The sequence below is a fragment of the Pseudomonas vlassakiae genome (assembly GCF_014269035.2).
Taxonomy (GTDB): domain Bacteria; phylum Pseudomonadota; class Gammaproteobacteria; order Pseudomonadales; family Pseudomonadaceae; genus Aquipseudomonas; species Aquipseudomonas vlassakiae.
In genome coordinates this window covers 447,185-462,000 of the sequence record NZ_JABWRP020000001.1, presented here as the reverse complement: position 1 = coordinate 462,000, position 14,816 = coordinate 447,185, and the positions used below count along the sequence as shown (strand labels likewise).

General features: G+C 63.9%; 12 protein-coding genes. 5 read left to right on the top strand and 7 right to left on the bottom strand.

From position 1 onward, the window contains the following. Positions 1–70: 70 nt before the first annotated feature. Both HU738_RS02085 and rlmKL read right to left on the bottom strand, forming a co-directional pair. Positions 71–2,464, bottom strand: coding sequence for a sensor domain-containing diguanylate cyclase (locus tag HU738_RS02085; protein WP_186603767.1), 2,394 nt, complete (start codon positions 2,462–2,464; stop codon positions 71–73). 94 nt (positions 2,465–2,558) lie between these two features. Then, entirely contained in the window at positions 2,559–4,751 is a 2,193-nt protein-coding gene (gene rlmKL, locus HU738_RS02080; RefSeq protein ID WP_186603768.1) for a bifunctional 23S rRNA (guanine(2069)-N(7))-methyltransferase RlmK/23S rRNA (guanine(2445)-N(2))-methyltransferase RlmL, read from the bottom strand. Positions 4,752–5,314: 563 nt separating this feature from the next. Here rlmKL and rmf point away from each other — a divergent pair. Next, positions 5,315–5,530: a ribosome modulation factor gene (gene rmf, locus HU738_RS02075; protein WP_079227119.1), complete on the top strand. Its 216-nt coding sequence runs from the start codon at positions 5,315–5,317 to the stop codon at positions 5,528–5,530. 97 nt (positions 5,531–5,627) lie between these two features. Here rmf and HU738_RS02070 read toward each other — a convergent pair whose 3' ends face one another. Continuing rightward, complete coding sequence (locus HU738_RS02070; protein ID WP_186603769.1) at positions 5,628–6,653, bottom strand: quinone-dependent dihydroorotate dehydrogenase; 1,026 nt, start codon at positions 6,651–6,653, stop codon at positions 5,628–5,630. Positions 6,654–6,780: 127 nt separating this feature from the next. Between HU738_RS02070 and HU738_RS02065 the strand changes: the two genes are divergently transcribed. The 4 genes from HU738_RS02065 (at position 6,781) to HU738_RS02050 (ending at position 11,743) form a co-directional block, all read left to right on the top strand. Continuing rightward, positions 6,781–7,983 carry a CmpA/NrtA family ABC transporter substrate-binding protein gene (locus tag HU738_RS02065; protein ID WP_186603770.1) on the top strand — a complete coding sequence of 401 codons (1,203 nt, stop codon included), beginning with the start codon at positions 6,781–6,783 and terminating at the stop codon, positions 7,981–7,983. 11 nt (positions 7,984–7,994) lie between these two features. Continuing rightward, positions 7,995–8,570, top strand: a complete 576-nt coding sequence (locus HU738_RS02060; protein WP_054883656.1) for an ANTAR domain-containing response regulator — start codon at positions 7,995–7,997, stop codon at positions 8,568–8,570. Positions 8,571–8,855: 285 nt separating this feature from the next. After that, a complete protein-coding gene (locus HU738_RS02055; protein ID WP_186603771.1) occupies positions 8,856–10,067 on the top strand; it encodes a nitrate/nitrite transporter in 1,212 nt (403 codons plus the stop codon). Positions 10,068–10,075: 8 nt separating this feature from the next. Further along, entirely contained in the window at positions 10,076–11,743 is a 1,668-nt protein-coding gene (locus HU738_RS02050) for a bifunctional protein-serine/threonine kinase/phosphatase (RefSeq protein ID WP_186603772.1), read from the top strand. Between the two features lie 91 nt (positions 11,744–11,834). On the opposite strand, the gene HU738_RS02045 is transcribed toward HU738_RS02050, so the two are convergent. The 4 genes from HU738_RS02045 to HU738_RS02030 all read right to left on the bottom strand — a co-directional run bounded on the left by HU738_RS02045 (position 11,835) and on the right by HU738_RS02030 (position 14,752). After that, positions 11,835–12,872 (bottom strand): OmpA family protein, encoded by a 1,038-nt coding sequence (locus HU738_RS02045; RefSeq protein WP_054883443.1) that lies wholly within the window; start codon positions 12,870–12,872, stop codon positions 11,835–11,837. Positions 12,873–12,982: 110 nt separating this feature from the next. Beyond that, complete coding sequence (sigX, locus tag HU738_RS02040) at positions 12,983–13,549, bottom strand: RNA polymerase sigma factor SigX (protein WP_033696348.1); 567 nt, start codon at positions 13,547–13,549, stop codon at positions 12,983–12,985. Between the two features lie 112 nt (positions 13,550–13,661). Beyond that, positions 13,662–14,486 (bottom strand): mechanosensitive ion channel family protein, encoded by an 825-nt coding sequence (locus HU738_RS02035; protein WP_186603773.1) that lies wholly within the window; start codon positions 14,484–14,486, stop codon positions 13,662–13,664. A gap of 2 nt (positions 14,487–14,488) precedes the next feature. After that, positions 14,489–14,752, bottom strand: coding sequence for a CrfX protein (locus tag HU738_RS02030; protein ID WP_186603774.1), 264 nt, complete (start codon positions 14,750–14,752; stop codon positions 14,489–14,491). Positions 14,753–14,816: the final 64 nt, after the last annotated feature.

The window sequence follows — 14,816 nt, the reverse complement described above, 5'->3', positions numbered from 1 at the left end:
CTTCGATAACCTGTACCGGCCTCTTCGCGGACTCACCCGCGAAGAGGCCAGTGCAGGCAGCAAAGAAACTTCAGGTCAACTCTGCCTCAACCCGGTCGCGGCCTGCCTGCTTGGCCGCATATACCCCCGCGTCCGCCCTCAACAACAGGGCATCAGCTCCCTCCCCCTGCCGCCACCCGGCCACGCCAAAGCTTGCAGTCACCTTGCCTACCCCATCCACTGGCACGCTGCGCACGCCTTGCCACAGCTCCGTGGCCAGCGTCCGCGCCTGTTCGACATTGCTTCCAGGGCACAGCACCATGAACTCCTCCCCACCCAACCGGCAGAACACATCGGTGCGGCGCAAGCGCTGGCCAATGCGTTGGCACAGGCTGCGCAGTACATGGTCACCCACGGCATGGCCGTACTGGTCGTTGATCCGCTTGAAATGGTCTATGTCGAGCATGATCACAGCCAGGTCCTGCTTGTCACGCTGGGCACGATCCAGTTCGACCTTGAGTCGTTCCTGAAAATAGCGGCGGTTATGAATACCGGTCAGCGAATCGGTGACCGACAGCGCCCGTAACTCTTCTTCCACCCCTTTGAGGTCGGAAATATCGGTGAGATAGCCATGCCATAGCGTACAACCGTTCTCGCCGACCTCGGGCGTTGCCTCACCGCGCACCCAACGCAATCCGGCCCGCGGCAGGCATACCCGGTACTCTTCACGCCACGGCGACAGGTGTTCGGCGGAATAGCGCACCGAACGGCGCACGCGCTCCAGGTCATCGGGATGAATGCGCTCGAACACCACCGAAGCATCCTCGCGCAGCAGTTGCAGGTCGACCTCGTAGATGTCGAACAGCCCCTGGCTGGCATAGGGGAAGCACGAGTGGCCATCGGCGTCCAGCCGGTACTGGTAGATCCCGCCCGGCACTTCCGCGCTGAGCTTCTCCAGCAACCGATCTCGCAGGGCCAGGGCCTCGTGCACCCGGCGCCGCTCGGTGACATCGATACAGATCGCCAGGTAGCCGACCCAGAGCCCCTGCTCGTCGAGCACGGCAGTCACCAGCATGTTGGCCAGCAAATGACTGCCATCCTTGCGCACCAGGGTCCACTCGCCAGGTTCGCCGCCGCTCTCCTGGATGGTCTCGGCGAACATTGCCTGGCCTCCGGCGATGTGCCGCCCATAGCGCAGGCTCAAAGCATGGGCACGCTGGCTGAGCTCTTCAGGCATCACCAGGTCCTCCAGGTGCAGGTGCCCGATCGCCTCGCTGGCCGAATAACCCAGCATGCGTTCGGCACCGGCGTTGAAGGTGCTGATCTCGCCTTTGAGGCCGGTCGCGATGATGGCCACCTGGGTCGCGGCATCCAGTACGCTGCGCAACTGGTTGTGGGTCTCGCGCAACGATTGCTCGCTGACCCGCAGCTCCGCCGTACGTTGCTCGACCAGGGTCAAGGCACGCTGGCGCTGGCTGAACAGGTTGTACAGCAAAACACTCAGCAGCAGGCTCAACAAGCCGCCCAGCAGCCCCACGGCCAAGGCGGCAGTGGACTGGTTGGCCCGCAGGAATGCCTGGCTCGGGCGCATGTCGAGCTGGAAGTGATGGTCGGCAAGACGCAGCAGCTGCGTGCTGACCATGGCCAGTGCCGCCACCGGATTCTGTGAATCGAACAACACTTCGTGGCCGTCCCGCCCGCTCGGGTCGATGATGCGCACCACCAGATTGTCGTCTTCAGCGATGGGTAGGCCTTCGGTGACCAACTGGCGCACGTTCAGCAAGGCCATGACATATCCCGCTGGCGGGTCATCCGGCCATGCAGCACGGAATACCGGTGCGACCATCAACAGCCCACGGCTAAGGTCCGGGGCGACGCTGAGCATGTCCAGCGGCTCGGAAACCGCCATGCTGCCCGGCAGCGTGGCGCGCGCCAAGGCCTGCTCACGGGCCGGCTGGCTGCGCAGGTCGAGCCCGTAGGGCTGCCCCTGCATACGCTCGGCCTGGGTATACAGCACCGGGTAGTAATAGGCTCGGCGTGGCGAAGGGTGCCAGTGCCCAGCGCCATCCACCTCGCGGATCAGGTAATCCTGCCCCAGCCAGGCACTGGCCTGGCGCTCGAACTCGCGCCGCTGCCCGCCCTCGACCCGCGGCGCCCAGGAATACGCCTGGGTCCGCTGCAACAAGGGCCGGGCATAGCCATCGAACTCGCTCGGGGTGATTTCATTGGCGTAGGTGAAGAAGCGCCGCAAGCCATCCAGGCGTTGCTCCTGGTCGTCGAAACGCTCGGCTATACGGCTATGGCGCTCGCTGGCCAACAGTTCGAAGCGCTGGCGCAACTGCTGCTTGTAGAACGCCTGCGCGGCCAGCGCGAGGCCAGCCGACAGCAGCACGCCGGCCACCAACGCGACCAGCGCCACCGCCCAGGCAGCCATTGCCTCGCGGCACAGGCCCAGCACCTTCGCACGCACGCCCCACTTCGACATAGAGAGATCTCATCACGTCAGCGTCCTGCGAAACTTCTGGCCCTATGCTGAGTTATAGCTATTGGCCACTAGGCGCGCAATGCGCCTCGTCCAATTAACGCAACTGCAGGCGCCAGGCGCGGTGGATCCGGTTGTTGCGAGCGAAGTCCGGGTCCAGGGTCTGGGCGCTGATTTCCTCCACGGCATAGCGCGTGCTGACATGCTCATCGAGCTGGAACTTGCGGAAGTTGTTGGAGAAATACAGCACGCCGCCGGGTGCCAGGCGGGCCATGGCCAGGTCGAGCAATTGCACATGGTCGCGCTGGACGTCGAACACCCCTTCCATGCGTTTGGAGTTGGAGAAGGTCGGCGGGTCGATGAAGATCAGGTCGTAGCTGTCGCGGTTGGCTTCCAGCCAGGCCATCACGTCGCCCTGCTCCAGGCGGTTACGCTCGGAGAAGCCGTTCAACGCCAGGTTGCGCCGTGCCCAGTCCAGGTAGGTTTTCGACAGGTCGACGCTGGTGGTGCTGCGGGCGCCGCCCTTGGCCGCGTGCACGGTCGCCGTGGCGGTATAACAGAACAGGTTGAGGAAGCGTTTGCCAGCCGCCTCGCGCTGGATGCGCATGCGCATCGGACGGTGGTCGAGGAACAGCCCGGTATCCAGGTAGTCGGTAAGGTTGACCAGCAGCTTGACGCCGCCCTCGTTCACCTCCAGGAAGCGGCCTTCGGTGGCCTGACGCTCGTACTGGCGCGTGCCGCTCTGGCGCTCGCGGCGCTTGAGCACCACTCGCTGCGGGTCGATGTTCAGTGCCTGGGGGATCGCCGCCAGTGCGTCGAGCAGGCGTGCCTGGGCCTTGTCCGGGTCGATCGAGCGCGGGGCTGCGTATTCCTGCACGTGAACCCAATCCTGATAGAGGTCGACTGCCAGGGCATACTCGGGCATGTCGGCATCGTACAGGCGGTAGCAGTCGACCTGCTCGCGGCGGGCCCACTTGCCCAGCTGCTTGAGGTTCTTTTGCAGGCGGTTGGCGAACATCTGTGCGCCTTCCGAGAGGCGTGCCGGCTCGCTGGCAACCGCCGCTGGGCGGCGGGCCTCGCCATTGTCGGCCTGGGCCTCGCGGCGCTCGCCGGTGACGAACTGATCAGGCTGAACCTTGAACAGCAGCAGCTTGCACGGCAACGCGCCGTTCCAGAAGGCATATTGCTTGTGGCTGCGGATGCCCATGCGCTTGCCCAGCTCCGGCGCGCCGGTGAACACCGCCGCTTCCCAGCCCATGCAGGCCTGGCGCAGGCGCTCGCCAAAGTTCTGGTAGAGGTACAACAGGCTGGCTTCGTCACCCAGGCGCTCGCCGTACGGGGGGTTGCTGATGACCAGGCCTTTCTGGTTCTGGTCCGGGCGTGGCTCGAAGGTGCTGACTTCGCCTTGGTAGATCTTCACCCAGTCGCCCAGGCCGGCACGCTCGACGTTGTTGCGCCCCGGCTGGATCAGCCGCGGGTCGGCTTCGTAACCGCGAATCCACAGTGGCGGCTTGGCCAGGCCGGCTTGCGCACGGGCCAGGCCCTCTTCGTGGACCTTGCGCCAGGTGGCCGGCACATGGCCGAGCCAGGCACTGAAGCCCCAGCGCTCACGCTTGAGGTTGGGGGCAATGTCGGCAGCGATCATCGCCGCCTCCACCAGGAAGGTACCGACACCGCACATCGGGTCGGCCAGGGCGCCGCCTTGGGCAGCAATGCGCGGCCAGCCGGCGCGGATCAGCACCGCAGCGGCCAGGTTTTCCTTCAGCGGCGCGGCGCCTTGCTGCAGGCGATAGCCACGCTGGTGCAGGCTGTGGCCGGACAGGTCGAGCGAGAGGATCGCCTCGCCACGGTCCAGGCGCAGGTGCACGCGGATATCCGGGTCGACCTTTTCCACCGATGGGCGCAGGCCCTCACGGTTGCGCAGCTTGTCGACGATCGCGTCCTTGACCTTGAGCGCACCGAAGTGAGTGTTGTCGATGCCCGAGCCATGGCCGCTGAATTCCACGGCCAGGGTGCCGTCGGCGGCCAAATGGTCGGCCCAGTCGACGGCATGCACGCCATCATAGAGGTCGTCGGCATTCTTCATCGGGAAGCGCTTGAGCACCAGCAGCACGCGGTTGGCCAGGCGTGACCACAGGCACAGGCGGTAGGCGGTTTCCATGTCGGCGGCGCCGCGAATGGCCGAGGTGTGCTCACGCACATCATCCAGGCCGAGGCCTCGGGCCTCTTCGGCAAGCAGGCCTTCCAGGCCTTTGGGGCAGGTGAGATAGAGTTCGAAACGGTCCGACATGAGTATTCCAGCGCCTTGGGCTATGTAAGTGACGAGGCGACGCATCGCCTTGCCGATGTTTGCCCGAACGCCCTTCCAGCAAGCGTCCGAGTGGCCTTCCCCGCTGCGTCATCGCAACCGAGGGGCCGGGCCGCCTGATCGATCTGCCGCTCGCCAAGTGGCAAAAACAGCTTAGATCATCAGGCAGTACCAATAATTTCCGTCGACGCCGCGGGCCGTGTGACCCTTCGTCGCATTACCAAATATTTCTGTCATCCCGTCGCAACGCTGGCGAAATGACGCCAAGGTTCGGCAAACCCTGATCATAGCGGGCTCAACGCCAAACAAGGTTGAGTCGCATTTATTTACTTATCCCCTCACCCTCGGAAAGGTTACGTGCTTATGACAAATTGATCATTCCCACCGTGACCTGCATTCGTTAGAACTGGTCTCAGGCCGCTTCGCAATGAGGCGGCACTTTCAGCTCGCCACGCCGGCAGCGAGCGCAAAACCGGCAGAAAGACTCTGCCCGGCCTCGGAGAGGCCGACGGGACATTACAGTCAACAAGTGAGGGCAACACCCTATGAGAAGACTTAAGCGTGATCCGTTGGAAAGAGCATATTCACGTGGCTACCAATACGGGGTCACCGGCAAATCCCGCGAACTTTGCCCCTTTACACTTCCTTCAGTTCGCCAAGCCTGGATCAACGGCTGGCGCGAAGGTCGCGGTGATAACTGGGACGGAATGACTGGCACCGCTGGCATCCATAGACTCAACGAAAATCACGCCGTTGGCTGAACGAGGACACTGAATTCGAGTTACCCATGCGCGCCCTATCCGGGCGGCGGGCTTCGGCCCAGGGGCCCCTTGAAGGGGCCCTTTTTTATGCCCGCCTTCAGGCCTTTGGCATTGCCGCGATTGCATCCACCGCTTCACGGATCAGCGCAGGGCCCTTGTAGATGAAGCCCGAATAGATCTGCACCAGGCTCGCCCCGGCGGCGATCTTCTCTGCCGCATGGCGGCCTTCGGTAATGCCACCGGCGGCGATGATCGGCAGCTTGCCACCCAGCTCGCCCGCCAGCACCTTCACAATGTGCGTGCTCTTCTCCAGCACGGGCGCACCCGACAAGCCGCCGGCCTCACCGCCATGCTCCAGACCTTCGACACCCTCGCGGCCCAGGGTGGTGTTGGTGGCAATCACCGCATCCATTCCCGATTGCATCAGTGCCGCTGCCACCAGCGCGGTTTCCTCATCGCTCATGTCTGGCGCGATCTTGATCGCCAGCGGCACGCGCTTGCCATGCTCGGCGGCCAGCTGCTCTCGGCGCTCGGCCAGGGCGTCGAGCAGTTGCCTGAGCGAGTCGCCGAACTGCAGGCTGCGCAGGCCGGGGGTATTCGGCGAGCTGACGTTGACGGTGATGTAGCTGGCTTCGGTATAGACCTTGTTCAGGCAGATCAGGTAATCGTCGACTGCACGCTCTACCGGGGTATCGAAGTTCTTGCCGATATTGATGCCCAACACGCCGTCGTAACGCGAAGCCCGCACGCGCTCGAGCAGGTGATCGACGCCCAGGTTGTTGAAACCCATGCGATTGATGATCGCCGTCGCCTGCGGCAGGCGGAACAACCGCGGTTTGGGGTTGCCCGGCTGCGGACGCGGGGTCACGGTGCCGATCTCGACGAAGCCGAAGCCCAGCTGGGCAAAGCCGTCGATGGCCGCGCCGTTCTTGTCCAGGCCCGCCGCCAGCCCCACCGGGTTGGCGAAGTTCAAGCCCATCACGGTCACCGGCAGCGCCGCCGGCTGCTTGCACAGCACACCGTTGAGCCCAAGCCGGCCACCGGCGCCGATCAGGTCCAGGGACAGGTCATGGGAGGTTTCCGGAGAAAGCTTGAACAGCAGCTGGCGGGCCAGGGTATACATGGGCGGGCAAGGCTCGGGGTAAGTGAGGCAACGATTATAGCCAGCGCGCGCCCGGCATGACAGGGGCTTGGCACATGGGTTGCTACTTCGTTTGCCTACAGCCTATTCAGTACAGGCGAGGACCTTTGTGAATACCGCACCTCTAGCCTGGGTAAACGGCAGCGACGCGCCGGAAAAAACCAGCCTCAACATCGGCTACATGGCCCTGACCGATTGCGCCTCGGTGGTGGTCGCCGCCACCCAGGGCTTTGCCCAGCAACACGGCCTGACCCTCAACCTGGTACGTCAGGGGTCCTGGGCCGGCCTGCGCGACAAGCTGGCCAACGGCGAGCTGGATGCCGCCCATTGCCTGTACGGCCTGGTCTATGCCGTGCACCTGGGCATCGGCGGAGTACCGGCCAGCGCCATGGCGGTGCTCATGGGGCTGAACCAGAACGCCCAGGCCATCAACCTGTCACCCGCCTTGCAGCAGCAGGGCGTGACCAGTCCTGAGGCACTGGCGCAGCGGGTGCACCAGCAGGGCGCACGGCTGACCTTCGCCCAGACCTTCCCCACCGGCACCCATGCCATGTGGCTGTATTACTGGCTGGCCAGCCAGGGCATCCACCCGCTGCACGACGTCACCAGCGTGGTGGTGCCGCCGGCCCAGATGACGGCGCACATGCAGGCCGGGCGCATCGACGGCTTTTGCGTCGGCGAGCCCTGGGCTGCCGCCGCCGTCAGCCAGGGCCAGGGCTTCACCCTGGCCACCAGCCAGTCGATCTGGCCCGACCACCCGGAGAAGGTACTGGCCTGCACCCGCGCTTTCGTCGAGCACTGCCCCAACAGCGCCCGCGCACTGGTCAAGGCAGTACTCGCTGCCAGCCGGTTCATCGAACAGAGCCCGGAGAACGTGCGCAGCACCGCGCAACTGCTCAGCGGCAGCGCCTACCTCGACACAGCGCTCGAAAACATCGAGCCGCGCCTGCTGGGCAACTATCAGGACGGCCTGGGCAACACCTGGCACGACCGGCACGCCCTGCGCCTGTTCGATCAAGGCCGCGCCAACCTGCCTTACCTGTCCGACGGCATGTGGTTCATGACCCAGTTCCGCCGCTGGGGCCTGTTGCGCGATGACCCCGACTACCTCGGCGTGGCTCGCCAGGTGCAGCAATTGCAGCTGTACCGCGAAGCCGCTGACGCACTCGGCGTGAGCAGCCCCGGCTCAGCCATGCGCAGCAGCCTGCTCATCGACGGCACGCGCTGGGATGGTACCGACCCCTATGCCTACGCCCGCAGCTTCCGCCTGCACGCCCTGGGCCAGGCGCCCGATGCCCGAGTCGGTCTGTGAGGGCCATGACCATGCTGCGCATCCTGCTGATCGACGACACCCAGAAGCAGCTTGGCCGCCTCAAGGCCGCATTGCGCGAAGCCGGATTCGAAGTGATCGAGGCGCCAGACCTGACCATCGACCTGCCCGCCTGCGTCGAAACGGTGCGCCCGGACGTCATACTGATCGATACCGATTCACCTGACCGTGACGTGATGGAGCAGGTGGTGCTGGTCAGCCGCGACCAGCCACGGCCCATCGTGCTGTTCACCGACGAGCATGACCCGACGGTGATGCGCCAGGCGATCCAGGCCGGGGTCAGTGCCTACATCGTCGAAGGCATCCAGGCGGCGCGGCTGCAGCCCATTCTCGATGTCGCCATGGCGCGCTTCGAGAGCGACCAGGCACTCAAGGCTCAGTTGCTGGCCCGTGACCAGCAACTGGCAGAGCGCAAGCGCATCGAGCAGGCCAAGGGGCTGCTGATGAAGATGAAGGACTGCAACGAAGAACAGGCCTACACCTTGATGCGCCGGCAGGCCATGAGCCGGCAGCAGAAGCTCATCCAGGTGGCCGAGCAGATCATCGCCATGCACGAAATGCTCGGCTAACGCTGCAGGCGCCTGCCTTTTGGTCTCTGGCGCCTGTGAGATCGAGCGCCGCGCGGGCGGCGCTCGATCTCACAGGCGCTAAAAAACCAAAGGCAGGCACCTGCCAGCCCTGACAGTGCCGACAAGGCTGACAAAGTTGGCCCAGCTCTTGCTGAACATAATTCACCGGTAGCCAACGGCGGTTGCCTCATACCCCCCCGACAAAGACGTCGCTCTTCGCTCCACGCCAGTGGACCGGGCAGCGGCGTCTTTTCGTTTCCGCTGCATTGCCGAGTGAGGTGTTCGATGAGTACCAGCTTCTGGAAATCCGGGCATGTGCCCACGCTGTTCGCCGCGTTCCTGTATTTCGACCTGAGCTTCATGGTCTGGTACCTGCTTGGCCCGCTGGCGGTGCAGATCGCTGCCGACCTGCAACTGAGCGCCCAGCAGCGCGGCCTGATGGTGGCTACGCCGATCCTTGCCGGTGCAGTGCTGCGCTTCGTCATGGGCGTGCTGGTCGATCGCCTGTCGCCAAAGACCGCCGGGCTGATCGGCCAGACGATTGTCATCGTCGCCCTGACCGGCGCCTGGTACCTGGGGGTGCACACCTATGAGCAAGCCCTGCTGCTGGGCGTGTTCCTCGGTGTGGCCGGCGCCTCGTTCGCCGTGTCGCTGCCGCTCGCCTCGCAGTGGTACCCGCCACAGCACCAGGGCAAGGCCATGGGCATCGCCGGTGCAGGCAACTCCGGCACGGTGTTCGCCGCCCTGCTGGCCCCGGTGCTGGCTGCCGGGTTTGGCTGGAACAACGTGTTCGGCTTTGCCGTGCTCCCGCTGTTGCTGACCCTGGCGCTGTTCGCCCTGCTGGCCCGCAATGCCCCGCAGCGGCCCAAGCCAAAGGCAGCAGCCGATTACCTCAGTGCCCTGGGCGACCGTGACAGCTGGTGGTTCATGTTCTTCTACAGCGTCACCTTCGGCGGCTTTATCGGCCTGGCCAGCGCCCTGCCCGGCTACTTCAGCGACCAGTACGCCCTGAGCCCGGTGACCGCCGGCTACTACACCGCCGCCTGCGTGTTCGCCGGCAGCCTGATGCGCCCGCTGGGTGGTGCCCTGGCCGACCGCTTCGGCGGCATCCGCACCCTGCTCGGCATGTACAGCGTGGCTGCCATCTGCATCGCGGCAGTTGGCTTCAACCTGCCCAGTGCCGCAGCCGCCCTGGCGCTGTTCGTCAGTGCCATGCTCGGCCTCGGCGCTGGCAATGGCGCGGTGTTCCAGTTGGTACCGCAACGCTTCCGCCAGGAGATCGGCGTGATGACCGGGCTGATCGGCATGGCCGGTGGCATCGGCGGCTTCCTGCTGGCAGCGGGGCTCGGCGCCATCAAGCAGCACACCGGCGACTATCAGCTGGGCCTGTGGATGTTCGCCAGCCTCGGCGTGCTCGCCTGGTTCGGCCTGCACGGGGTCAAGCAACGCTGGCGTACCACCTGGGGCTCGGCAGCGGCTACCGCTGCACGGGTCTGAGGATGACCATGAGCCTGCAGCTCAGCTTCGCCCAGGCCAGCGCCACCGGGCCACGCATGGAAAACCAGGATGCCCTGCGCCTGGTCACGCCGGCGGCAGAGCTGGCCGCCAGCAAGGGCTACCTGTTCGCCCTTGCCGATGGCGTCAGCCAATGTGCCGACGGTGGCCTCGCCGCTCGCGCCAGCCTGCAGGCGCTGGCCATGGATTACTACGCGACGCCCGCCACCTGGGGTGTGGCCCAGGCCCTCGACCGCCTGCTGCTGGCACAGAATCGCTGGTTGCGTGCCCAAGGCAGCCAGCCGCTGCTGACCACACTGAGCGCCCTGGTGCTGCGCGGGCGCCGTTTCACCCTGGCCCACGTGGGCGATTGCCGGGCCTATCGCTGGCAGGCCGGGTGCCTGCAATGCCTGAGTGAAGACCACGTCTGGGACCAGCCCGGCATGCAGCATGTGCTCAAGCGCGCCCTGGGCCTGGACCAGCATCTGCTGGTCGACTATTTGGAGGGCGAACTGCAAGCTGGCGAGTGCTACCTGCTGCTCAGCGACGGCGTCTGGGCCAGCCTTGGCGACCAGCACATTCAGGCCATTCTGCGCGAGCAGCCCGACCTGCAGACGGCCGCCGACACCCTGGTTGCCAGCGCCCATCACAACGGCAGCCAGGACAACGCCAGCGCCTTGCTGGTGCGGGTCGAGCAACTGGGCACGGTCAACCTCGGCGACACCCTGGTGCAACTGCAGCAATGGCCATTGCCTGGCCCGCTGCGCGAGGGCCAGGCGCTCGATGGCTGGCAGGTCGAAACGTGCCTGGCGCACAGTCGCCAGTCACTGCTTTACCGCGTACGTGATGCCAACGGCCAGCCCTGGCTGTTGAAAACCTTGCCCGCCGAGCGGGAACAGCAACCTGGTGCAGCCCAGGCCCTGCTGCTGGAAGAGTGGTTCCTGCGCCGGGTCGCCGGCCGCCACTTCCCCGAACTGCATGCCGCCGGCCGGCGCCAGCACTTGTATTACGTGATGCGCGAACACAGCGGCAAGACGCTCGCCACGCACCTCGAAGCCCATGGCCCGTTAGCGCTGGCACAATGGCTGGAAATCGCCCGTCAGCTGCTCCAGGCCATCGGCGTGCTGCACCGACGAAACCTGCTGCACCGCGACATCAAACCGGAAAACCTGCACCTGGGCGACGACGGCCAGGTACGCTTGCTGGACTTCGGCCTGGCGTATTGCCCGGGGCTGTCCGAGGAACCGTTGCACGAATTGCCCGGCACGCCGTCGTATATCGCCCCGGAAGCCTACCAAGGCCAGCCACCGAGCCCGCGCCAGGACCTGTACGCCGCCGGCGTCACGCTCTATCGCTTGCTGACCGGGCATTATCCTTATGGGGAGATCGAGGCCTTCCAGCGCCCACGCTTTGGTCAGGCGGTAAATCCATCCCGCTATCGCCCCGACCTGCCCGAATGGTTGCAGCACCATTTGCTGCAGGCCGTGGCGGCGGACCCGGCGCATCGCTTCGAGACCGCCGAGCAATGGTTACTGTTGCTCGAACGCGGCGACCGCCAGGAACTGCCCAGCCGCCCTCGCCCGCTGCTGGAGCGTGAGCCGGTGAAGGTGTGGCGCAGCTTGGCCCTGCTGTCCCTGGTGTTGAACGTGATGCTGCTGTTCGCCCTGCTAAAAGCTTGAACGGGCCTTGCCGGGCATACAGTGGCTGCATAAATGACAGACAAAGAAAAACCCGGCCGAGGCCGGGTTTTTCATTGAAGCGTCAAACCAATTACTTGGCCTGGGCTTCTACCTGAGCTTCAACGCGACGGTTGATAGCGCGGCCTTCTTCGGTGGCGTTGTCAGCAACCGGACGGGTTTCGCCGTAGCCAACCGACTGAACGCGGCTGGATTCAACACCGTACTGCTGGGTCAGAACCTGCTTCACAGCATTGGCACGACGCTCGGACAGCTTCTGGTTGTAGGCGTCTGGACCAACGGAGTCAGTGTGACCTTCAACCACGGTGGTGGTCTGTGGGTACTGCTTCATGAAGTCAGCCAGGTTCTTGATGTCGCCGTAGCTGTTTGGCTTGACGACCGACTTGTCGAAGTCGAACTTGACGTCCAGCTCAACGCGAACGACTTCGGCAACAGCCGGGCAGCCATCAGCGTCAACGGTTACGTTGGCTGGGGTGTCTGGGCACTTGTCGACGTTGTCGCAAACGCCATCGTTGTCGGAGTCGGAGCAGACTTCAGCAACTGGAGCCGGAGCAGCAGCCACTTTGCCACCGCTACCACCGAAGTTCAGACCAACACCAACGGTTGGGCCCCACTCGGTGTTGCCGTCGTCGATGTTGTACATGGCTTCAACGCCAGCACGGGCGAAGAACATGTCGGTGATGTACCACTTGGCGCCAGCGCCAACGTTGGCGAAGGTGGAGTGGTCGCGGCCGCTACGAGTGGCCTGGCCCAGGCTCTCGTGAGCGAAACCGGCGGAAACGTACGGACGCAGAGCGTCGCCAACGGTACCGAAGTGGTAGGTAGCGTCCAGCTTGGCCTTGGAACCTTTGATGTCTTTGTTGAAGACTTCGCCACGAGCGTTGTGAGTCTCGTTGTAGCCCAGGTCCAGGGAGACGTCGTCAGTCAGGAAGTAACCCAGACGAACACCAGGGTTGGTGCCGTCGTTCTTGAAGTTACGCTCGCTGTCGTAGTACTGCTTGGTCACGTTGCCTTCGACTTCGACCGCGCCTTGGCCTTGAGCCAGAACGCCGAACGAAGTAGCAGCGACGAGCGAGCCAATGGCCAAGCCCAAGGTGTTTTTCAATTTCATCCGTTAAATCCCCATCTGGTGATAGTTAAGCAGTCCCACCAACATCCGGGGGACAACTCGACGGCAAGTCTAGCAGAACTCGCCGATCCGTTAGAGATATTTGCAGAGGGCTAAGTTTCATCCAGCCCTGCAAATTTCTCACGAAGCTTGTCTAGCGCGCGCTTGTAGCGCATTTTCGTTGCGCTCAAGCCCATGTGCATGATATCGGCGATTTCCTGAAATTCCAGTTCTGCGACAAAACGCAGCACCAGAATTTCCCGATCAATCGGGTTCACATGCACCAGCCACTTGTCCAGACCGCCTTTTTCTTCCGGCTTCGGAGCCTTCTCTTCGGACGCCTCTTCTACAGGGTCCAGGCTCAAGGCATCCATCAACCGGCGTTTACGACGCTCCTTGCGGTACTGGGTAATGCATTCGTTATAGGTAATGCTGTAGAGCCAGGTCTTGAACTTGGACTTGCCCTCGAAGTTCTTCAGACCGTAGAGCACCTTCAGCATCACTTCCTGACAGACATCATCAGCATCGCGGTCGTTCCCCAGATAACGCGCACAGACGTTGAACAGGGTCCGCTGGTAGCGCCGCATGAGCTCCTCATAGGCGCGGGTTACGTGATACAGCTCTTCATGCGAACGCGCCACCAACTCCTCGTCGGTGAGTTCGCGGGGGTCGTAACGCATGGGCGGCGAATGAACTTTATTCAAAACGGATCTGGCCGACAGTCAGGTCAATGTCGCCGCTCAACCCCTGGGGCTGATTTCGCGGCGGCATACATTAACAGCTTTTGTGCGGTTAGCGGCTATTGACTCGTTGCTCGAGCAGCTCGCGATTGGACAGCGACACCAGCTCGCCCTCATCGGTCAGCAGCGTCGTCTTGACCGTGCCGATCTCTTCGATCATTCCTTCAACCTCTCCAATCCGCACCTGCTGGCCGACCTGGTAGAGTTCGCGAACATAGATGCCGGCCAGGATCTGCCCGGCGATTTCGCGGCTGCCAAGGCCCATGGCAAGCGCAACGGCCAGACCAACGGTAATCAGCCCGATGACGATCACGTGGTTGAGCAGGTCGGTCTTGACCTCCAGCTGGCTGATGGCCACCGAGATGCTGATGATGATCACCAGGCCCTGGGTGATGCGCCCAAGGCCGGCGGAATACTCCAGGCCGATACCTTCGGCCGCACCGCGCACCAGGCCATTGGCCACCTGCGCCAGCAGCACGCCGGCCAGCAGTACCAGGGCTGCGCCGAACACCTTGGGCAGGTACAGGGCGAGCATGTCCAGGGTCGCCGAAACCCGCTCCAGGCCCAACGACTCGGCGGCCGAGACGAGGAAGATGAGCAACACGAACCAGTAGACGATCTTGCCGACCAAGGTCGAGATCGGCACCTGGATGCCAACCCGGCCAAGCATCTTGGTCAGCCCGGTGCCAGCCATGAGACGGTCCAGGCCGAACTTGGCCAGGAGCTTGGAAAGCAGTGTGTCGAGCAGCTTGGCCACCACGAAACCGAGCAGCACCACGACCAGCGCGCCGAACAGGTTGGGGATGAAGTTCGCTACCTTGGTCCATAGGGCGGTCATGGCAGTGACCAGGCTCTGGGTCCAGAGATCGAGTTCCATATTCAATCGGCCTTATCTGCTTTGCTGCCATGGGCAGCGTTGCGGGTAGAGTGTCGACGCACCGGCGCAACGTGCGCCGAGCCATTGTTCACGGCGATCAGCAGCGCCTGGCTCCAGCGGCCAAGCAGGCTGAACAGATCACCGGCACCGACCTGGCGGTTGGCGGTTTTCAGCACGCGACCCAGGCACGCGGCATCGTCTCGCTCCTCACCGGAGGGCGACGCCTTGAGCAGGTCACGCAGTGATTCTTCAAACGGATCGTGCATGGGCACCTCGCGCAGTGTCACTCAGAGACGAGGCGGCCGGGCGATGGGTCACACATCGCAGTGG